The sequence below is a fragment of the Rothia sp. 27098_8_29 genome (assembly GCF_041432785.1).
GTDB lineage: Bacteria > Actinomycetota > Actinomycetes > Actinomycetales > Micrococcaceae > Rothia > Rothia mucilaginosa.
Genome location: NZ_JAPWAI010000001.1, coordinates 1,195,531 through 1,216,286, shown reverse-complemented (window position 1 = coordinate 1,216,286; position 20,756 = coordinate 1,195,531). Strand labels below are relative to the sequence as shown.

General features: G+C 62.7%; 10 protein-coding genes and 4 tRNA genes. 10 read left to right on the top strand and 4 right to left on the bottom strand.

All coding sequences use genetic code 11. The annotated features are described in order from the left end of the window. Positions 1-158 precede the first annotated feature (158 nt). The 6 genes from O3649_RS04685 (at position 159) to O3649_RS04660 (ending at position 7,433) form a co-directional block, all read left to right on the top strand. Positions 159-3,512 carry a bifunctional [glutamine synthetase] adenylyltransferase/[glutamine synthetase]-adenylyl-L-tyrosine phosphorylase gene (locus O3649_RS04685; RefSeq protein WP_371572986.1) on the top strand — a complete coding sequence of 1,118 codons (3,354 nt, stop codon included), beginning with the start codon at positions 159-161 and terminating at the stop codon, positions 3,510-3,512. Between the two features lie 400 nt (positions 3,513-3,912). Then, positions 3,913-3,985 (top strand) — tRNA-Gly (locus tag O3649_RS04680). A 47-nt stretch (positions 3,986-4,032) separates the two neighbouring features. Continuing rightward, positions 4,033-4,103: transfer RNA gene (locus O3649_RS04675), tRNA-Cys, on the top strand. A 24-nt stretch (positions 4,104-4,127) separates the two neighbouring features. Beyond that, positions 4,128-4,199: transfer RNA gene (locus O3649_RS04670), tRNA-Val, on the top strand. Between the two features lie 599 nt (positions 4,200-4,798). Then, positions 4,799-5,794, top strand: coding sequence for an HNH endonuclease (locus O3649_RS04665; RefSeq protein WP_371572983.1), 996 nt, complete (start codon positions 4,799-4,801; stop codon positions 5,792-5,794). A 277-nt stretch (positions 5,795-6,071) separates the two neighbouring features. After that, positions 6,072-7,433, top strand: coding sequence for a hypothetical protein (locus O3649_RS04660; protein ID WP_371572981.1), 1,362 nt, complete (start codon positions 6,072-6,074; stop codon positions 7,431-7,433). 394 nt (positions 7,434-7,827) lie between these two features. Here the strand turns inward: O3649_RS04660 and hrpA are convergent, their stop codons facing one another. Continuing rightward, positions 7,828-12,336 carry an ATP-dependent RNA helicase HrpA gene (gene hrpA, locus O3649_RS04655; protein ID WP_371572979.1) on the bottom strand — a complete coding sequence of 1,503 codons (4,509 nt, stop codon included), beginning with the start codon at positions 12,334-12,336 and terminating at the stop codon, positions 7,828-7,830. A gap of 285 nt (positions 12,337-12,621) precedes the next feature. Between hrpA and O3649_RS04650 the strand changes: the two genes are divergently transcribed. Next, a complete protein-coding gene (locus O3649_RS04650) occupies positions 12,622-13,083 on the top strand; it encodes a helix-turn-helix domain-containing protein (RefSeq protein WP_005506503.1) in 462 nt (153 codons plus the stop codon). Between the two features lie 69 nt (positions 13,084-13,152). On the opposite strand, the gene O3649_RS04645 is transcribed toward O3649_RS04650, so the two are convergent. From O3649_RS04645 to O3649_RS04635, 3 genes are all read right to left on the bottom strand, one after another. Further along, a complete protein-coding gene (locus tag O3649_RS04645) occupies positions 13,153-14,415 on the bottom strand; it encodes an alpha/beta hydrolase fold domain-containing protein (protein ID WP_371572977.1) in 1,263 nt (420 codons plus the stop codon). 14 nt (positions 14,416-14,429) lie between these two features. After that, on the bottom strand, positions 14,430-15,377 hold the full coding sequence (locus O3649_RS04640) for an NADP-dependent oxidoreductase (protein ID WP_371572975.1): 948 nt from the start codon (positions 15,375-15,377) through the stop codon (positions 14,430-14,432). Between the two features lie 282 nt (positions 15,378-15,659). Then, positions 15,660-15,733 (bottom strand) — tRNA-Arg (locus O3649_RS04635). Positions 15,734-15,807: 74 nt separating this feature from the next. On the opposite strand from O3649_RS04635, the gene argS reads away from it, so the two are divergent. The 3 genes from argS to O3649_RS04620 all read left to right on the top strand — a co-directional run bounded on the left by argS (position 15,808) and on the right by O3649_RS04620 (position 20,668). Continuing rightward, a complete protein-coding gene (argS, locus tag O3649_RS04630) occupies positions 15,808-17,472 on the top strand; it encodes an arginine--tRNA ligase (protein ID WP_371572973.1) in 1,665 nt (554 codons plus the stop codon). A gap of 82 nt (positions 17,473-17,554) precedes the next feature. After that, positions 17,555-19,075: a diaminopimelate decarboxylase gene (locus tag O3649_RS04625; RefSeq protein ID WP_371572971.1), complete on the top strand. Its 1,521-nt coding sequence runs from the start codon at positions 17,555-17,557 to the stop codon at positions 19,073-19,075. A gap of 303 nt (positions 19,076-19,378) precedes the next feature. Further along, the gene (locus O3649_RS04620) at positions 19,379-20,668 is read left to right on the top strand and encodes a homoserine dehydrogenase (protein WP_070616553.1); all 1,290 of its coding nucleotides are present in this window, start codon (positions 19,379-19,381) and stop codon (positions 20,666-20,668) included. Positions 20,669-20,756: the final 88 nt, after the last annotated feature.

Sequence of the window (20,756 nt, the reverse complement as noted above, 5' to 3'; positions counted from 1 at the left end):
AACACGCCGGCGGGTACCGCCCACAGGTCTATCAAATGCACCTATCGGCTGCGCCGTTCACCGCCGATTTTTAGCCGCCGAAATTTATACTTTCCGCCCCGGATCTACTCTCCACCCACAGTTCTCTAACCTAGTTCTCTACCCACGGTTCTCACGCTATGACTGACAGCTCCCACTACCCGGCCACCGGGCTCATCCGCATTATCGACCCCGCCAAAGAACCCAAACCGCTCACCGACATCGCCCCCGACGCACTCGACGACGAGCAACGCGCCGAAGCCGAACGCAAAGCCCAGCTACGCCTGCGCACCCGCATGATCGCCACCGGCTTCCACGACCCGTCCAAGGCAGAACGCTGGCTCAACGCACCCGAACTGAAGCACGTCTCGCAGGATGCGCTCTTTGCCGGGCTGCGCCTCGCGCCCTCACCGGATATTGCCCTGCCCGCCCTCGTGCGCCTCATCGAGAAGCACCCGGCGGTCGCCGAACGCGCCAACCGCGGCGAAGAAGAATTCGGCATGTACCGCCTGCTCGGCGCATCCCAGGCGATTGGCGATTTTCTCTACCGCCGCCCCGAACACATTGACCCGCTCTTCGACACGCAGGTGTACCCGGCTGAGAGCGCGCTGATTCGCTCCCAGTACCCGGCGTCGATTCTGCCGGAAACCGACGGGGAATTCCTGACCCCCATCGCACCGCTGGACACCCCCTACCGCCGCGACATACTCACAGCCCTCGGTGCCGACCCCCACGCGGAGCGTCCGCGCGCTACCGCCGAACAGACCGGCAAAGACGGCTACGTGACCCTGCGCGTCGCCTACCGCGCCGCCCTGGCGCGCATCGCCCTGCTCGACGTGTGCTGCGAAGACCCGGTCGAAATGATGCCCACCATCGGTCGTCACCTCGCCGATTTGGCTGCCGCCGCGCTGGAGGGTGCGCTCGCCATTGCGCGCACCGAAGTGGCGGAGGGGCTGGGCCCCGGCCTGGCGGCTCCTCGCCGAGGCGAAGCCGTAGACGCCCTGGACTTGGCAATTATCGGCATGGGCAAGTGCGGTGCCCGCGAGCTGAACTACATCTCTGACGTTGACGTGGTGTACGTGGTTGCGCCCGTGGAACCCGCCGCCGCTGGCGCCGCGCCTCATGCCGGGGCAGAGGGGGAGAGCGCACCGCTCAAGCTCACCGAGAACGAATGTTCCACCATCGGCACGGAGCTCGTGCACGCTCTCACCCGCGCCATCATGGGCCCCGCACCCGAACCCGCCCTCTGGGAGGTCGACGCGAACCTGCGCCCCGAGGGCAAGGACGGCCCGCTCGTTCGCACCGTTGAATCCTACGTTCAGTACTACAAGCGCTGGGCGGAAAACTGGGAGTTCCAGGCGCTGCTCAAGGCGCGCCCCATCGCCGGTTCGGCGCAGCTGGGTGCCCGCTACGCCCGCGCCATTGACCCCTTCGTGTGGGAGTCCGCCGCCCGTGAATCCTTTGTGGAATCCGTGCAGGCGATGCGCGCCCGGGTGACCGACAATATTCCCTCGAACCAGGTGGACCGCCAGATTAAGCTGGGCCCGGGCGGCCTGCGCGATATCGAGTTCACCGTGCAGCTGCTGCAGCTCGTGCACGGTCGAACCGACCCCGCCGTACGCACCAAATCCACCGTGGATTCCCTCGCGGCGCTGACCGCCGTCAGCTACATTAGCCGCACCGACGCCGAAGCATTCAGCCGCGACTACAAGAAGCTGCGCGTGCTCGAGCACCGCATCCAACTGCAGCAGCTGCGCCGCACCCACCTGATGCCCGAAAAGGACGCCGAACAGCGCGCCCTCGCCCGCTCAATCCTCTCCCCGGAACGCAACGGCACGCTCTCCGCCGAGCAGATGCTCAAGGCATGGCAGAAAATTAAACGGAACGTCCGTTCACTGCACGAGCGAATCTTCTTCCGCCCGCTGCTCGCCGCCGTCTCCACGCTCAGCCGCGACGAAGTGGTGCTCAGCGAACAGGCGGCACAGGACCGCCTCGCAGCCCTCGGCTACCGCGACCCGCGCGGCGCCATGCGCCACATCAAGGCACTCACCACGGGACTTTCCCGCAGTGCAGACATTCAGCGGCACCTCATGCCCGTGCTACTGGGCTGGTTCGCCCGCGGTGTGGACGCGGACGCCGGCCTGCTCGGATTCCGTATCGTCTCCGAATCGCTCGGCAGCACCAGCTGGTACCTGCGCATGCTCCGCGACTCACCCGCAGCCGCCGAACGCCTCAGCCAGCTACTCTCCAGCTCGCGCCCCATGACCGACCTGCTCGAGGATGCCTCCGCCTCCATCGCCTGGCTGGACAAGGTCGCCGACCTCAAACCGCTGGGGGAGGAAGCGCTCGCCTCCGAGATTTCCTCCCTGCTGGCACGCCACGCGGACGCCGCCGAGGCAATGCGCGCCGTGCGCTACCTGCGCCGCCGCGAAACCCTGCGCACCGCCATGGGCTGGACCCTGGGCATCGTCGACGTTGAGGACACCTGCGCCGGTCTTGCCGCCATCGACGAGTGCACAATCGGTGCGGCGCTGCAGATTGCCCTGCGTGAACTCCAAGCGGCACCGGAAGGCGCCGAACCCGCCGAAGCTGAGGAGACAGCGGGGGAGAAGCTGCTCACCCGCATCGCCGTCATCGGCATGGGCCGCCTCGGCGGCGCCGAGAACGGCTTCGGCTCCGACGCGGACGTCATGTTCGTCCACGAACCCCTCGACGGGGCCGACGAAGACGCCGCGCAGGAACAGGCGGCACGCATCGTCAACCGCACCCTGACGCTCCTCAAGCAGCCCGTCAAACCCGCCATTCGCGCCGAACGGCCCCTCGAAGTGGACGCCGACCTGCGCCCCGAAGGCAAGCAGGGCGCTATCGTGCGCTCGCTGGACTCCTACCGCTCCTACTACGAACGCTGGGCGGAAACCTGGGAGTTCCAGGCGCTCACCCGCGCCCGCCCCATCGCCGGCGACGAGGCGCTAGGCGAGGCTTTCGTGGAGCTCATCAACCCATACCGCTACCCGGCAGCTTTCACGCCCGAACAGGTGCAGCAGATTCGCCGCATGAAAGCGCGTGTTGAAAACGAACGCATGCCGCACGGTGCTGACCGCACCCGCCAGCTCAAGCTCGGCCGCGGTGGCCTCTCCGACGTGGAATGGCTGGTCCAGCTCGTACAGCTACGCCACGCGCACGCCGTGCCTGGGCTGCGCACCACCTCCACCCTGAAGGCGCTAAACGCCGCGGTTGAGGCGGGGCTGGTCGAAGCTGCGGACGCTGAAATCCTCAGTGGCGCCTGGCTACTCGCCACGAAGATCCGCGGCGGCAACGTACTGCGCGGCGTGCGCCAATCCGACACCCTACCCTCGGGACGTGCCGACCTGGAAGCAATCGCCCGCTGGTGCGGATACCCCGCCGGTAGCGCACGCGCCCTCGAAGAGGACTACCTGCGCCAAACCCGCAACGCCCGCAAGGTCTACGAACGCCTCTTCTTCGAAGAACTCTAAAAAGATTCCAGAAAAATATGAGCCTGGCGTATTTGCCGGTGCGGATTTCATAGGGGAGGGGTGGGGAACCAGGTTCCCCGCCCCTCCTTTTCGTGTCCTTGCGAAAAATTTTGCGGACGTTCTGCAGACATCGTGGAGGACATCGTGTGCCCGCCGCTGCCCTCACGGGAACAGTAACCACCCCAAAACCCCAAAAATGTGACCGGCACCATGAAAATAAATTTTGCTCGCACACCTCAAAAACGACCCCAAATACCCCGTTCTGCCCCGGAAACACGCGGAACACAAGGTGATCTGCAAAGGATTTGGCAAACGCTCAAAAACCCCGTATAGTATTTACCTGTCAGCACGACGGAGCGAAAAACTCCAACGGAATGATTCAAATTGAATACGCTGATATGCGGTTGTAGCTCAGTTGGTAGAGCACCACCTTGCCAAGGTGGATGTCGCGAGTTCAAGTCTCGTCAACCGCTCGTAAGGACTCCAAGAGTTCGAACGCGTTCCCTCGTGGAGCGTATGCGGTGAGGTGGTCGAGTGGTTAGGCAGCGGCCTGCAAAGCCGTGTACGCGGGTTCGAATCCCGTCCTCACCTCGCAACAAAACAACTGTTTTGTGAGCGCGATTGGCGCAGCGGTAGCGCGCTTCCCTGACACGGAAGAGGTCACTGGTTCGATCCCAGTATCGCGCACAGATAAAGCCCTTAGCTTTCGAGCTAAGGGCTTTTGTGTTTAACTTTTTTGGTTTTGGTTAGAGGGGTGGTACTCCTCAGCTGACTTGTGTTTGTTCTGGAGGCGGTGCTCCGTATATTTCCTCCGCGCCGTCGCAGGGAACCCGCCCTCGCTTCGCTTCGGGCACCCTGAGGGCGCTTCCGGAAAATACGCTCGCCCCGCTCCGCGTCCCCGATGTCACGACGGAGGACACCATCCCTCCGCCCCGTAGGTAAAACACTCGAGCCCGGTTCAGTAAGCGCAGGGCTTGTGTGCGCGATACCGGTATAACGAACTGGAGGGGGAGGGGCTGTCGCCTTCTCAATCTTTTGCTGGCTCCGCCGAGTCTACATTCGTAGGGCGCGCATCTTACACACTTCCTCCGCGCCGTCGCAGGGGACCCGCCCTCGCTCCGCTTCGGGCACCCTGAGGGCGCATCCGGAAGGTGTAGTCTGCCCGCCAACCCTTTTCAATAGCTCACCGATACGACCAAATGCTTTGCGCACCGCACCTACCTCCGATACCCTAATGGAGGAAATCTACACTCACAGATACACCGCCGTATCGCAAAGGAACACCCGTGAAATCCTCCCTCAAAGGGTTCGGCGTCTTCTTCGCCGTATGCTTCGCCTTCTCCCTCTGGTACGTCATCCTCGGCGTCGTCATCATCGTAGTCATCGTGGGCATTGTCCTGACCATCCGCAAAAACCGGTACTTCGCATCCCCCGAATTCCAGACGCACCGCCAACGCACCGCCACACTCGCCAGCGAATACAACGAAATCGCCAGCTACGTACACGACATCTACACGCACGGAATCTACGAACTCGGCACCTCCACCAACGACATGTACAGCCACCTCGCCACCGTCGAAGTTCAACAACCCAAAACCTGGAAGACGCTGCTGCAGAAGAAACCCGAAGAACGCCACCCTCACATCTACAAGGCATCCCAACAGGTCGTTCTCGAAGCCGAGCGGGACCCCATCGGCAGCCTCACCAAATACTTCAATATCGAAGCCGACCTGCAAACCCTCAAAGACGTGCAGCGCCTCTCCGACGATATCGCGCGCCTCGAAACCGCCGTCGACAACGTGCGACGCCGCGAAGACGACATGATCGCACACATCAACCCGCCCCAGTTCATCACCAAGATCTACGCCGACGAGTTCTGGAACAAACTCAACGTCTGCCACGTGGGGCTGACCGTGCCGTACCCCATCTACCGCTTCGAATACACCTCACCCGGCGGCAAAGAAAACCGCGCCGTCACCGTCACCCTCGACACCCCAACCCTCGACGCGCTCTCCGAAACCCTCGAACGCAAAATCCGCTGGGCATGGCCCGAAGGCGGCGAACGCACCCTCATGACCGCCCAGCTACGCCAACGCATCAAAGAACGCGACAACTACACCTGCCAAAACCCCGGATGCGGCAACTCCATCATGCGTGAACGAATCCTCATCCTAGAGGTTGTCCACAAGGTCCCGCTATCCGAAGGCGGCAATAACGAGCCCGATAATCTGCAGACCCTCTGCTGGCGTTGCGTGCGCGGACGGAACCTGCGGCTCGCATAAAGCCGCACCTTCCGAAAGCGACATCAGGGTGCCCGCCCGGGCGCTCTCCGCAGCGAAGCAAGGAGAAGCGGAGCGTCCGGGCGTGGCGGGTTCCCCTGCAGGAGCGAAGGAAGGGAGCGGCGCGAGATGCCCAAGAGCTCCCATACCGTGCTCGAGCTAGGGATTTATGTTAAAGCTGAGGTTCAAGGTATGCTTTTCCTCGGCGCAGAGGCACAGACTTTCAGGCTCCCGCTTCCGCACCGCAAACACATCACCCCACCTGAATAAAGGGCATACCATGTCTACTTCCCTGACCCGCCGCAAGCTCGTTGCTGGTGCAGCCTGGGCGGCACCCGTCGTCGCAGCCTCCGCAACCATCCCCTCCTACGCAGCGTCCGTCTCCGCAGACTGCACGCTCGCCGCACACCCGGCGTACAACATCTCCGGCACCGAGGAAGGCACCAAGACCGTGCAGAGCTTCGCCGTGCCCAACAACGTCCACAAGCTCCGCTTTGAACTGGTCGGCGGCGCGGGCGGCACCAACAACCGCATGACCCCCGCCGGATCCGGCGCGAAGGTCACCGGCATCATCCCCGTCACCCCCGGTTCCACCGTGCAGATTATCGCCGCGGCAGGCGGTATCGGTGACGGCTCCCTCACCCCCACCGCAGGCGGTGAAGGCTACGGCAACGGCGGCTCCGTACCCGCCTACACCATCCCCGCCACCATCACCGCGCAGGTCGACGCCAAGTACGCGGACCCGGCAAACTCCAAGACCCAGGCGTACGCAGCATCCGGCGGCGGCTCCTCCGCGCTGCTCATCGACGGCGTCGTTGTAGCTGTAGCAGGCGGCGGTGGCGGCGCGGGTATGACCACCTCCGGCGTGTCCTACGCAGACCCCTGGTACTCCAACTTCAACGGCCAGATCGATGCCGGTGTGGCACCCCTCGGTTCGGACGCATCCCCGCAGTTCGACGCGGCGGGTAGCGCCTCCGCGGCGGCAGGCTCCAACGGCACCCCCGGCTACGAAGTCTACAACGCTGAACGCTCCAAGGTGCTGATCTACAACTCCGGTTCCGGCGGCGCAGCGGGCGTAGGCGGTGCCGGTGGTGCGGCGGGCACCCTGCCGGCAAGCGGCCCCATCATCGGCTTTGAAACCACCAACAACCAGGTGCTATTCAGCCAGTTTGTTGCCGGTAACGCGGGCACGAGCGGCTTCGCGGGCAACGGCGGCGACGGCGCGGGCGCATACTCCTACCAGCTGGATGAGAACCCCGCCAGCGTGCACGAGAAGGGCACCTACGAGGACCGCAGCTGGGACCTGGACGTCTACAACGATGAGGGTGCGTACGCGCAGAACTTCAACGGCTACCAGTCCGTGGTGTCCGGCGGTGGCGGCGCAGGCTACGGAGGCGGCGGTTCCGGTGCGGCACAGTCTGTCTCCTCGATTGTGCTGACCCAGAAGTGGCTGAACAGCCCGACCAGCGTGCGTCAAGGCATCGGCTACACGATGCAGGGCGGCGCCGGTGGCGCGGGCGGCTCGTACATTGCACCGTCCGTGAGCGAGGGTGCGATTGTTTCGACTGAGAACGCGCCGCAGTGGATGCGCGAGCGCGGTAACGGTTCGGTGACGGTGACCTTCTGCGAGGCGGCTGCCTAAACGCTTCTCCCGCTGAGGCACTTGAGGGCGCTACGCCGCGTATTTCCTCAAGCGGCTTGGAATGCTTGAGGGGCGGTGTTCCTCCTCGTTCCTACAGGGAACCCGCCCTCGCTTCGCTTCGGGCACCCTGATGTCACTACGGAGGACACCGGCCCCTCGGCACGCTCTTGCCAATTCGCGGGTGGAGGCGGCTATGCCTTCCGGAAGCGACATCAGGGTGCCGCCCCGGGCGCTCTCCGCAGCGAAGCAAGGAAGAGCGGAGCGTCCGGGTGCGGCGGGTTCCCCTGCAGGAGCGGAGGAAGTGCATGGCTTGCCGACCCACCGGGTGAAGAAAACCATAGAGATAGAAGAATCCCCCACACGAGGTAATCGTGCGGGGGACTCTTTGTACTACTTAGCGCTTGATAGCGTCCAGCGCCTCACGCTGAGCCTTCGCAATGCGCTTCTCAGACACCGTGTATGCGGTACCAAGCTCCTGGGCGAAGAAGCTGACGCGCAGCTCCTCAATCATCCAGTTCACGCGGCGGAGCGCATCCGGCACGATGGTGCCTGCCGGTAGCGACTTGACCGCGTTATCGTAGGAGTCTTCCAGGTCCTGCACGGTGAGCATGAGCTGGTTGTCGCGGTGCAGGTTCGGTCCGAGCTTCGTCAGGCGCACCTGGGCGGCCTTGAGGTAGCGCGGGATGTGAACCAGCTGGTCGTAGCCGGTTTTCGCCACGAATCCGGGGTAGACGAGGTTCTCCATCTGTGCCTTCACGTCGGAGACGGCGTGCATGGTCGTCAGCGAGGTTGCCTTCTTGATGGCCTTCTTCAGCACGGTGGCTTCGGAGAGGATTTCGGCGACGAGCTTGGTGACGTCGAAGACCGTCTCGATGAGTTCGGCACGCACGTGCTCGTAGAGTTCGCTGTATTCGGCGTGCGTGAAGATGGGGGTGTGCGGCACGAGGTGGTCGAGTGCCGCGACGGTGCAGTCGCGGATGAGTTCGTCGATGGAGCCGTGCGGGTTCTGCGTGAAGACGATTTTCTCCTTGTGGGAGAGGTGTTCGCTCACGTAGCGTACGGGTGAGGGCACCTGCAGCTGGAGCAGGCGGATGATGCCGCGGCGCTGGGCGTGGAGCTGTTCGGCTTCGGTGGGGAAGATGCGCAGGCCTACGCTGGTTTCTTCGTCGACGAGGGCGGGGTAGCCGTTGACTGCTTGGGTGGCGATGATGCGCTGTACCTTGCGGGGGATTTCTCCGTTGGGGAACAGATCGGCGGGGAATTCGGTGAGGCCGCTGATTTCGCGTACCTGCGAACCGTGCGCATCAGCTAGCTGAGCGGTGCCGCTCTGAGCGTTCTTCGCGCCCTTCTTGGCAGAAGCCGCGGAGCTGCCCGAGTTGCCCGAGCCGCCCAAACCGCCCTGCGCGAGCGCCACCATTTTTGCCATGGTGTCGTCGGATGCGCCGAGGGAGTCGGCGAGGGCGCCGCGAATCTCCTTGTGGAGCTGCTGCTGCAGGGCGCGCAGGTCCTTGCCTTCGCCCAGGATTTTGTTGCGTGCGTTGCGCACCTGGAATCCCATTTTCAGGTGTTCGGGCACGGCGTCCCAGTTAAAGGCTTCGGGCTCGACAACGACGCCGCGCAGGCGGCGTAGTACGAGTGCAAGGGAGGGGATGAGCTCGTCGGTGGCGGGGGAGTAGTCCTCCTCCAGTGCGGCGCAGGCGGCGCGTGCTACGTCGGGTGCAGGTACGAAGTTGCGTCGAATCGCCTTGGGGAGCGATTTGATGAGCGCGGTGACGAGTTCGTGGCGCAGGCCGGGGATCTGCCAGCGGAACGGTTCGGGGTTCAGCTGGTTGAGGAACAGGATGGGTACCTGGACTGCTACGCCGTCGCGCTTGGCGGCGTCGGTGCGTGCGCCTCCGATGCCGGCGGTGGGGGCGTATTCGTAGCGCAGGTCGAGGGTCAGTTCGCCGCTGTCGGTGCGCTGCACCCACTGGCGGGGGAACTGGGAGTCGTCGTAGTCGGCGGCTTCCTCGTTGATGAGCTTTTCGGGGTTGAAGTCCAGGTAGTTGTCGTCTTCGAGACGTGCCTGCTTCCACCACTTGTCGAAGGCGCGCACGTCGGTGACGTGGGCGGGGATGCGTGCGTCGTAGAAGGCGAAGAGTACGGAGTCGTCTACGCGCAGGTCGCGGCGGCGCAGGCGTGCTTCGAGTTCTTCGACTTCGGCGAGGGCGCGCTGGTTGCGCAGGTAGAACTTGTGCTGGGTGTGCCATTGGCCTTCGACGAGGGCGGACTGGATGAACAGTTCGCGGGCTGCGGCGGCGTCTACGCGGGCGTACTGCACGGGGCGGTCGGCGTAGATGGTCAGGCCGAAGAGGGTGCCCTTGGCGTAGGCTACTGCCGCACCGGAGCTGAGGGACCAGTGCGGTTCGGAGTATTGCACGCTGATGAGGTGCTTGCCGATTTCTTCGATCCACTGCGGGTCGATGGAGGCGTTGGTGCGCGCCCACAGGCGGGAGGTTTCGACGAGTTCGGCGGAGAGCACCCAGTCGGGGCTCTTTTTGAACAGGCCGGAGCCGGGGAAGATTGCGAACTTGGTGCCGCGCGCGCCGAGGTATTCGCGGGGGCCGCGGGTGCGCCCCTTGGAGTCCTTCTCGCGTTCTTCCTTGACGCCTACGTGCGAGAGCAGGCCGGTGAGCAGGCTCTTGTGGATGTCTACCTCGTGCGCGGAGGCGTTAATATCGCGACCGCCGCTGGCGTGAATGTTGGCGGTTCGGCCCATTTCGCGCAGCTGGGCGAAGAGGTCCTGCCATTCGCGGATGCGCAGGTAGTTGATGTATTCGCGGTGGCACATTTTGCGCAGCTGAGAGGAGGACAGCGCCGCCTGCTGCTCGTTGATGTAGTCCCAGAGCAGCAGGAAGGAGGAGAAGTCGGAGGTGTCGTCGACGAAGCGGACGTGCATCGCGTCGGCTTCGGCGCGCACGTCGGCGGGGCGTTCGCGCGGGTCCTGGATGGTCAGGGCGGCGGCGAGTACCATCATTTCCTTGGCGCAGTTGCGGCGTCCGCCTTCAATGATCATGCGGGCCAGGCGCGGGTCCACGGGGAATGCCGCCATGGCTCGGCCGATGGCGGTGAGGGTTGCGCTATTGCCGCGGCCCTTGCGGGGCTGGCGGGGGCGTTCGGTGAGCGCGCCGAGTTCGCGGAGCAGGTTCACGCCGTCGTTGATGGCGCGGGATGCGGGCGGTTGCACGAACGGGAAGCGGGAGATGTCGCCGGGTTCGCGGACCACGCCGATTGCGATCATCTGCAGGATGACGGCTGCGAGGTTGGTGCGCAGAATTTCGGGGTCGGTGAACTCGGGGCGCGAGTTGAAGTCTTCCTCGGAGTAGAGGCGGATTGCGATGCCGTCACTGACGCGGCCGCATCGACCGGAGCGCTGGTTGGCGCTTGCCTGCGAGATGCGTTCGATGGGCAGGCGCTGAACCTTGGTGCGCGCCGAGTAGCGGGAGATGCGCGCGGTGCCGGTGTCGATGACGTACTTGATGCCGGGCACGGTCAGCGAGGTTTCGGCAACGTTCGTGGCGAGCACGATGCGCGGGCGCGATCCGGGGGAGAACACGCGGTGCTGTTCGGCGAGCGAGAGGCGCGCGTACAGGGGCAACACTTCATAGTTCAGGCGCGGCGACTTGAGAACCATTGCCTCGATGGCGTCCTTGGCGTCGCGGATTTCGCGTTCGCCGGAGAAGAAGATGAGGATGTCGCCGGGCGCTTCCTTGGATAGTTCCTTGATGGCGTCGAGGATGCCGTCGGTGGGGTCGTGGTCGTCTTCGATTTCGTCGTCGCTGAGGTAGTCTTCCTCGTCGAGCGGGCGGTAGCGGATTTCCACGGGGTAGGTTCGGCCGGACACCTCAATGATGGGCGGCGCGTCGTCGGGCAGGATCGCTTCGGCGATTTCGCGTTCTTCGGCGCTGAGGTTTTCGTCGACGATGCCCTTGCCCGGCACGTAGCTGGGGGAGAAGTGGCGTGCGAAACGCTCCGGGTCGATGGTCGCGGAGGTGATGATGACCTTCAGATCCGGGCGCTGCGGCAGGATGCGCTTGAGGTAGCCGAGGATGAAGTCAATGTTCAGGCTGCGTTCGTGCGCCTCGTCAATGATGAGGGTGGAGTAGCGGCGCAGCAGCTTGTCGTTCTGGATTTCGGCGAGCAGAATGCCGTCGGTCATGAGCTTGATAGCGCTGTGTTCGCCCACTTCGGAGGTGAATCGAACCTGGTAGCCGACGGTTTCGCCGATTTTCTGGCCGAGTTCTTCGGCGATGCGTTCGGCGACGGAGCGTGCGGCGAGGCGGCGCGGCTGGGTGTGGCCGATGAGGCCCTTCTCTCCCAGGCCCAGGTCGAGGCACATTTTGGGGATCTGGGTGGTTTTACCGGAGCCGGTTTCACCCGCGATGATGACGACCTGGTTGTCGCGGATCGCCTCCATGATGTCTTCACGGCGTTCGCTGACGGGCAGCTCTTCGGGGTAGGTGATGACCTCGGGAATGAACGGCTCGTAGCGGCGCGGTGCCGGGCGGTTCTGCTGGCTGCTCTTGTTGTCGCCCTGCTGGTTGCCCTGCTTGCGGGCGCGGTTGGTGCCGCCTCCGCGTCGGTTGGAGCGGGAGGCGTTGGAGTTGCGTTCGGAGGCGCCGCGGGAGGAGTTCTTGTGGTCTGCGTTATTCTTCGGGGCGCTGTTCTTCTGCGCACCCTTCTTCGGCGCGCCGTTTTTTGCCGCGTTGTTCTCAGTAGTTTTATCTGCGGTTTTTTCGCCGGCTTTTTCAGAGGATCGTACCTTTGCCGCATGGATTGCGGCGGCCATGCTCGCCATGGTGGGGGCGGTGCGGGGGGCCTTAGAAGTATCTGCGTGTTTCTTCGTGGATTTCTGCTCAGACATATCCTATCCAGTGTACTCGCCTTGCCCGCGGTGGGCTTGGGGTGTGCTTTGTTTGTCATATTTGGGTTTGTTCGCGGGAACCCCGGGTGGGGAGCGGTGGAATGACGACCCTAAAAAGGGTAGTTAAGATACAATAAATGATATCAAATGCTATCAAGAGAGTTAATAATTATTCATCTGAATTTTATGCGCCGTAGATGCGAATTAACTGCGCTTCTTAACTTTCTTTCGATAGTTTCGTTCAACTGCTACAGTGGTGAATAACACAGTAACGAAGGAGTGACTATGCCATCACCAAAGACGTACCCGGCAACACGTGTTGCAGTGTTGGATTGCTGCGAAGACGGACAGCACGAAGAAATTCACCACCGCTGCGAAGAGCTCTTCCAAGCCCTCGTTCACGCGAGTCTGCGCACCCACTTCGACCGCCTCAGCGCCGAAGAAACCCTCTACCTGGTCACCGGCGACGGCGAGCGTGTACAGATTTCCCCCGAAATGTACGGACCCCTCACCTCCGTAGCGCGCGCATTCGCCGACCGTAAGGACGTCTGCGTGGTACGCCAGGACCGCCTCATGACCACGCAGGAGGCGGCAGACTACCTGGGCGTATCCCGCCCGACCGTTGTTCGCCTGCTGGAGCGCGGAGATATTCCGTTCGAGCGCATTAACACGCACCGTCGCGTTGCTTTTGATGACCTCGAACGCTACCGCCTTGAGCACGAATACGTGAACCGCCGCGTTCGCTAAACCCGCATCTGGTCGATTACTTTCTGATCAATCACTCGGGTCAGACAATACGGTTCAGACAGCGCGGTTCTAGAAAGCGCGGTTGAACTGAACAGCGCGGTTGAGAAATAGCAGCATCTGCTGAACAATATCGGGGCTAAAACAGCGCGAATCCCCGTGTTCGGCATCCGGAACCAGCACCAAATCGGTAGGCACCTGCCGCGTGCGCAGCGCCTGATACACCCGCACCGACTGCTGGTACGGCACACACGAATCACTAATACCGTGCACAAGCATGAGGGGAGTGGCGCCGCCGCTCGCACCCGGTGCAGAGGCACTTTCAACCTTATTCACTCGTTGCTGGGGGCGTACCGCATCAATAGGATGCGCACGCTCCCAGTTCTTTTGGGCGCGCTCGATGCAGACACCCGGAACCGCCCGCTCACCCTTGGACATGTCGATAGTAGACACGTCAGCGGGGACCGGGTGGGTACTTCCCAACAGTCGCCACTCGGCGCCGTCATCTTCGGGATGGTCGAGAGCGTAGCCAGCCAGGGGTCGATCGGTGAAGATGGTCCTCAAGTCGCTGACCCCGTAAAACGAAGCCGCCGCCGCCACCTGCGAACTGTGGGACGGGTAGGCGCTCGCCGCCCTGCCCTCAAAGTATTCGTCGTGCTCGGGTGCGCTCGCAGAATCCCCAAATGCAGAATCTTCAGATACAGAATCCTCAGGTGCAGAGGCACCGGCGGCGGAATCTCCCGTATGCGCAACCATCATGCTCAGATGCCCGCCGGCGCTTCCGCCCGCTACCGCAATGCGCTGCGGGTCAATACCGAACTCGTGCGCGTTGGCGCGGAAGAAACGCACCGCCTCCTTCACATCGTGCAGGGCACCCGGGAAGAGCGCCTGATGCGAATACCGGTAGTTGATGGACGCGACCGCCCAGCCTGCCTGCTGAAAAGCGGCGCGCATGAGCGCCTGGGTATTGGGCTGCTCCCCGCCAGGGGTGCGCAGGATAGTGTCGCGTAGGGCCTGGTTGGTGCCGAAGCGCCAGGCGCCACCGTGAACCCACACCAGCAGCGGCGCGGGGGACGAGATATCCCCGGTCGCGGGGAAGAAGTCGTAGGCGAACGCCTCGCGAGTTACCGGCGACTGCGCGCCGTAGTCGGGTAGCGAGTGGGCATCGTAAAAGCCCGCCTCGCGGTAAAAACCGGAGCGGTACTCGGTGCTCTCAACCTTCGGCGCGCCCTCAGTGTTCAATGCACCCTCTACATTCGGCACACCCTCAGCAGGCAGTGCGTCCTCAGCGTTCAATGCGCCCTCAACTTTCGGCGTGCTCTCAGAAGTCTGCATGAATCAGCGCCGCGTTAGGGAACCAGTACGATCTTGCCGCGGGTGCGACCCGTCGCCACCAGGGCGTGAGCCTGCGCAGCCTGCGAAAAATCAAGCACCTGATCCACGTGCACCTTCAACAGGCCCAAGGACATGAGGCGGGCAATCTCCTGCATCTGCGTGCGGTCCGGGTGAACCGTCAGCCACTGCGCCTCGAAGCCGCGCTCACGCGCAACATCCAGCGGGTCGGGGCTGGTCAGGGTGACAATGCGGCCGCCGGGAACCAGCACCTCCAGCGAATCGAGGAAGGTCTGCTGACCGGTGGCATTGAGCACCACATCCATGGTCTGGCCCAGTACGGCGCGGAAATCCTCGGTGCGGTAATCAATAGGCTGGGCACCCAGCGAGCGCACAAACTCGTGGTTAGCCGCGGAGGCGGTCGCAAAAACCTGAGCGCCAGCCTGCGCCGCCAACTGAACGGCGAGATGGCCGACGCCTCCGGCACCGGCGTGAATGAGTACGCGCTCGCCTTCCTTCAATCGCGCCACTTCGAAGAGCGCCTGGTATGCGGTCAGTGCCGCCAGGGGAGCGCCACCCAATTGCGCACAGGGAACATCGGCGGGCACCTTCACCAGCTGATGCGCCGGGGCGAGAACATACTCGGCGTAAGCACCGGCGGGGGAGGGAAAAGCAACAAGACCAAATACGCCGTCGCCCACCTTAAAACCCGTGTAGTCGCCGGCGGTAGCAACCACGGTGCCGGCAACATCCCAGCCGGGCACGAAGGGCTTGTACGACGGATCTGTCAGCTGAGCAGCGGGACCCAGGCCCTTGCGGGTGGTTAGGTCAATCGGGTTGACACCGGCGGCAACCGTCTTGATGAGCACGTGACCGCGCACCGGCGAGGGGATAGGTACGTTTGCTTCGTGCAGAACGCTTTCGTCGCCCCATTCGGTGAGCTGAATCTGGCGCATGGTGGTCATCGGGTTACCTCCGCTGTTGTGGCTTGAAGCCGTGCTGATGTGACGGGTGTGCGCGTTTTCCCATTCTCTCAAGGCTGTTAGCGTTGCCACAACAGGCAGGCGGGTAGTGTCCACCCTCTGAGGTTGAAGAGGGAGCTGGCGGGAACGGCCGCCCGGCGCAGGCTTTATGCATAACAGGTTGAGCGGCTAAATAAAGTTGGGTTGTTAAATAAAAAGGAGCCGATACCCGAACAATACGCCTCGGATATCGGCTCCCGTGTTCCCTCTCGAATAAGAACATCGTGCCCCTGAAAGGATTCGAACCTTCGACCCCCAGTACCGGAAACTGGTGCTCTAATCCGCTGAGCTACAGAGGCAACCCACCTATGGTATCAGATATGCACTAGATAAAGGGTCAGGCACCTGCCAAGGCTTGCTAGAATAGTTTGTTATGACTCCTGAAGAACTCTCTGAAGCCATTGCGCTTGCCCTTGAAGAAACCATTTCCTCCGGCCAGCTGACCCTCGTGGAGGGCGCTGAACTGCCCGCCGTCCGAGTGGAGCGCCCCAAGTCCCGCGAACACGGTGACTGGGCAACCAACGTCGCTCTGCAGCTCGCCAAGAAGGTGGGCAAGAACCCGCGTGAGGCAGCAGCTCTTCTGGCAGAGAAGATTGGCGCTATCCCCGGTGTTGCATCCGTAGATATTGCTGGCCCCGGCTTCCTGAACATCACCCTGGACGCCGCAGCTGCTGGTGAGCTCGCCGCCACCATCGTTGAGGCTGGCGAAGCATACGGCCGCAGCGACAAGTTCGCCGGTAAGACCATCAACCTTGAGTTCGTCTCCGCGAACCCCACCGGCCCCATCCACCTGGGTGGCACCCGCTGGGCTGCCGTCGGTGATGCGCTCGCCCGCGTCCTTGAGGCTGAGGGCGCTAACGTCGTGCGTGAATACTACTTCAACGACCACGGTACCCAGATTGACCGTTTCGTGCGCTCCCTGATTGCCGCTGCTCGCGGTGAGGAGACCCCCGAGGACGGCTACGCTGGCGCGTACATTGTTGACATTAAGGACCAGATTCTGGCTCAGCGCCCCGACGCGCTTGAGGCTGAGAACCCCGAAGAGATTTTCCGCGAAATCGGTACTCACCTGATGTTCGATCAGATCAAGGAGTCCCTGGCGGCATTCGGTACTCACTTCGACGTGTTCTTCCACGAGAACTCCGTGTTCGAAGGCGGCAAGGTGGACGCCCTGCTCGACGCTATGCGCGAGAACGGTCAGCTCTTCGAGGCTGACGGCGCATGGTGGATGCGCACCACCGACTACGGCGACGACAAGGACCGCGTGGTCATTAAGTCTGACGGTAACCACGCCTACGTGGCGGGTGATATCGCCTACTACCAGGACAAGATGACCCGTGCAGTAAACCCCGCTGACGTGGCGATTTATATGCTCGGCGCTGACCACAGCGGCTACGTGGGCCGTCTGAAGGCTATCGCCCAGATTCTTGGTTACCGCGCCGACCAGATTGAGGTCATGATCGGTCAGCTGGTGAACCTGGTCAAGGACGGCAAGCCCGTCCGCATGTCCAAGCGTGCCGGCACCGTGGTCACCCTCGAGGACCTGGTCGAGGCTGTTGGCGTTGACGCGGCACGCTACGAGCTGACCCGCTACTCGGTGGACACCCCCATCGACATTGACCTGGGCCTGCTGACCTCCAAGAGCAACGAGAACCCGGTCTACTACGTGCAGTACGCTCACGCACGCACCGCCGCTGTGGCACGCAACGCCGCGGAGGCTGGCGTGAAGGTCGAGGACGGCGTGGACACCTCCCTGCTCGACTCGGCTGCTGACGGCGAGCTGCTGGCTGTACTCGGTCAGTTCCCGGCTGCCGTGCGTGACGCCGCGAAGTTCTACGAGCCGCACCGCGTGAACCGCTACCTGGAGCAGCTCGCTTCGGCATACCACAGCTGGTACGGCGTTTCCCGCGTCGCCCCCAAGGCGGATGAAGAGGTCACCGACCTGCACCGTACCCGCCTGCTGCTGAACAACGCGGCACAGCAGGTGCTGGCTAACGGCCTGAACCTGCTGGGTGTGAGCGCACCCGAGCGCATGTAATACTCTCGTTTCAACCCCCGACCCGGTGCTACCGGGGCGGGGGTTGAACGTATGCCGGCAAGATAGCTAAGAAAGAGACACGATGAGCGAAGCCCGCGCCCTCTACGCCCCCGAATGGCTCACCTACCCCGAGCATCCCGAGGCACTGTCCCGCACCATCTGGACTGATTCCTTCACCCGCAATGAGCAGGGCGAGCTCTGCATTGATGGCGTGACCGTCAGCGACCTGGCTGATGAGCACGAAACCCCGCAGTACGTCTTCTCCGAGACGACCTTCCGCGCCCGAGCCCGCGCCTACCGCACCGCTTTTGAGCAGGCTTTTGCCGCGCACGGTGCGAAGGTGAGCGTTTACTACGCCGGTAAGTCGTTCCTGTCCACTGCCGTGGCGCGCTGGGCTACCGAGGAGGGGCTGTGCCTGGATACCGCCTCCGGTGGTGAGCTGGCGTTGGCTCTGCGCGCACAGGTGCCGGGGGCGAACATCGCCCTGCACGGTAACAACAAGTCGGAGGCTGAGGTTGCCCGTGCGATCCGCAGCGGCCTGGGTCGTGTGGTGGCTGACTCGGTGGACGAGCTCAAGCTCATTGAGCGCGTGTACGCCGAGCTTGCCGCCGAGCGTGTGGCTGAGGGTGAGGAACCCTACGCCCCGGTTCCGGTGCTGATTCGCATCACTCCCGGCGTGCATGCCTCGACCCACGAGTCCATTGCGACCGCGCACGAGGACCAGAAATTCGGCATGTCCCTGCAGCCGGGCACCGCCGCGCTCGCCGGTCTGGATGAGGAGGAGCTGGAGTACTGGGGTGTTGAGGCTACCGATTCTTACGCGGCTCTGGCTGCCGCGATTCTGAACGCGACCGATTCCCTGGATTTCCGCGGTATTCACTGCCATATTGGTTCGCAAATTTTTGAGGCGGAGGGCTTCGAGCAGGCGGCAACTACCGCCCTGGAGTTCATGAACCGTCTCAACCGTGACCTGGGCGTGACCCTGCCGGAGCTGGACCTGGGTGGCGGCTACGGTATTGGCTACACCGAGGCGGATCACCCCCGCTCCATTACCGAGGTGACCGAGTCGATTGCCGCTTCCGTCGCAGCAACCTGCGAGCGCCTGGGCATGGCGATTCCGCACATGTCCTTCGAGCCTGGTCGCTCGATTTCGGGTCCCTCGGGTGCGACCCTGTACACGGTGGGCACCATTAAGAACGTGAGCATTGAAGATGAGAACGGCGAGATTCGTGTGCGTCGCTACGTTTCGGTGGACGGCGGTATGAGTGATAACGCCCGCCCGGTGCTGTACGAATCGGATTATTCGGTGACCCTGGCGAATCGTGCCCCGGCGGGGGAGCAGGTGCTCTCTCGCGTGGTGGGTAAGCACTGCGAGTCTGGCGATGTGGTGGTGCGCTACTGCTACCTGCCCGCTGACCTGCAGGCTGGCGATATTCTGGCGGTTCCGGCGACCGGCGCGTACTGCTATGTGCTGGGTTCGAACTATAACTTCTTGACTCGCCCGCCGGTGATTGCCACTGCTGAGGGTAAGCCTTCTCGCGTGATGATTCGTCGTCAGCGTGAGGAGGATATGTTGGCGCTGGATATGGGTTCGGATATCTAAGAACACTGTCTGAACATCATGAAAAACCGTGAAGTTCCCGTCTCTGCCATGGACGCCGTGAGGTGGCGGTTGCGGGTGGGGTCTTCACGGTTTTGTGCGTTCACAACATGACAGAAGATAAGGTTCACCTCATCACTGTGAGGGATACCTCATCTCAGAGAGTAAAAGTCGCAGCTTGAGGCTGCTGAGCCGTCCCCGGCTCTTGATAAAGTGGTTGTTGAGTGCGTGCTCTGCGCCGCATCCACACCGTAGCCCGAAGAGATACCGGGGCGAACCCGGAACAGACCGTAGAAAGAGACTATCGTGGCTGAAAAGATCAAAGTAGCACTGCTCGGTGCCGGTAATGTCGGTTCCCAGGCTGCTCGCATCCTGGTCGAGGATAACGCCGTCCTTGAAAAGCGCATTGGCGCCCCCGTGGAGTTGATCGGTATTGCTGTGCGCGATACTAATGCATCCCGCCACTGGAATGCGGACCCCTCGCTGTACACCACCGACGCTGAATCCCTGATTGATGCGGCGGATGTGGTCATCGAGCTGACCGGCGGTATTGAGCCGGCTCGCACCCGCATTCTGCGTGCTCTGAAGGCGGGTAAGTCCGTGGTCTCCGGCAACAAGGCGCTGCTGGCTAAGCACGGCGTGGAGCTGCAGGCTGCCGCTGATGAGTCCGGTGCTCAGCTCTCTTACGAGGCTGCTGTTGCGGGTGCTATCCCGATTCTGCGCCCCCTGCGTGACTCCCTGGCTGGTGACCGTGTGACCCGCGTTCTGGGCATCATGAACGGCACCACCAACTACATTCTTGATCAGATGGACACCACCGGCGCATCCTTCGCGGACGCACTGGCTGAGGCTCAGAAGCTCGGCTACGCGGAGGCTGACCCGACCGCTGACGTTGAGGGCCACGATGCCGCGTCAAAGGCTGCGATTGTTGCTTCGCTGGCGTTCCACTCTGACTTCACCATCGATGATGTGCACACTGAAGGCATTACCTCCATCACCGCTGATGATGTTGCGGCTGCGGATGCTGATGGTTACGTCATCAAGCTGCTGGCCATTTGTGAGCGCGAGGGTGCGGACGGCGCGAACATTCGCGTGAACCCGACCCTGATTCCGCGTCAGCACCCGCTGGCTGGTGTGCACGGTGCGTTCAACGCTGTGTTCGTTGAGGCGGAGAACGCTGGCGAGCTGATGTTCTACGGTCCCGGTGCGGGTGGCGCTCCGACTGCTTCGGCTGTTCTGGGTGACTTTGTGTCTTTGGCTCGTCGCCTGGTGCTGGGCGGTCCCGGTGTTCCGGAGACTTCTCACGCTCAGTTGCACGCAACTAGCCTGGATAACGTGATTTCTCGCTACTCGGTGGGTGTTCTGGTGGAGGACCGTCTGGGCGTTCTGGCGAATATTACCCGTATCCTTGCCGAGCACGGTATTTCTGTTGATTCTCTGCGTCAGTCCACCCCGAAGGAGGGCGCGGCTCAGATTCGTATGGTGACTCACTCGGCGAAGGATTCTGATCTGCGCCGTGCGATTGCTGTGATTGATGCTCTGGACACTGTGCGTGAGGTGAACTCGGTCATCCGCGTGGAGTCCGAGAAGCACTAAGGCTCAAAAGCGTTATCTATGTGCGGCACGCGCCGCTCACTAAACGTGCGATGTTCGCTTGCGGGTGCATCGCTCACTAACTAACCCG

Coding starts and splice junctions, on each gene's coding strand:
- O3649_RS04650 (WP_005506503.1), top strand. CDS start 12,622: ATGCCATCACCAAAGACGTACCCGGCAACACGTGTTGCAGTGTTGGAT.
- O3649_RS04645 (WP_371572977.1), bottom strand. CDS start 14,415: ATGCAGACTTCTGAGAGCACGCCGAAAGTTGAGGGCGCATTGAACGCT.
- hrpA (WP_371572979.1), bottom strand. CDS start 12,336: ATGTCTGAGCAGAAATCCACGAAGAAACACGCAGATACTTCTAAGGCC.
- argS (WP_371572973.1), top strand. CDS start 15,808: ATGACTCCTGAAGAACTCTCTGAAGCCATTGCGCTTGCCCTTGAAGAA.
- O3649_RS04640 (WP_371572975.1), bottom strand. CDS start 15,377: ATGACCACCATGCGCCAGATTCAGCTCACCGAATGGGGCGACGAAAGC.
- O3649_RS04625 (WP_371572971.1), top strand. CDS start 17,555: ATGAGCGAAGCCCGCGCCCTCTACGCCCCCGAATGGCTCACCTACCCC.
- O3649_RS04660 (WP_371572981.1), top strand. CDS start 6,072: ATGTCTACTTCCCTGACCCGCCGCAAGCTCGTTGCTGGTGCAGCCTGG.
- O3649_RS04685 (WP_371572986.1), top strand. CDS start 159: ATGACTGACAGCTCCCACTACCCGGCCACCGGGCTCATCCGCATTATC.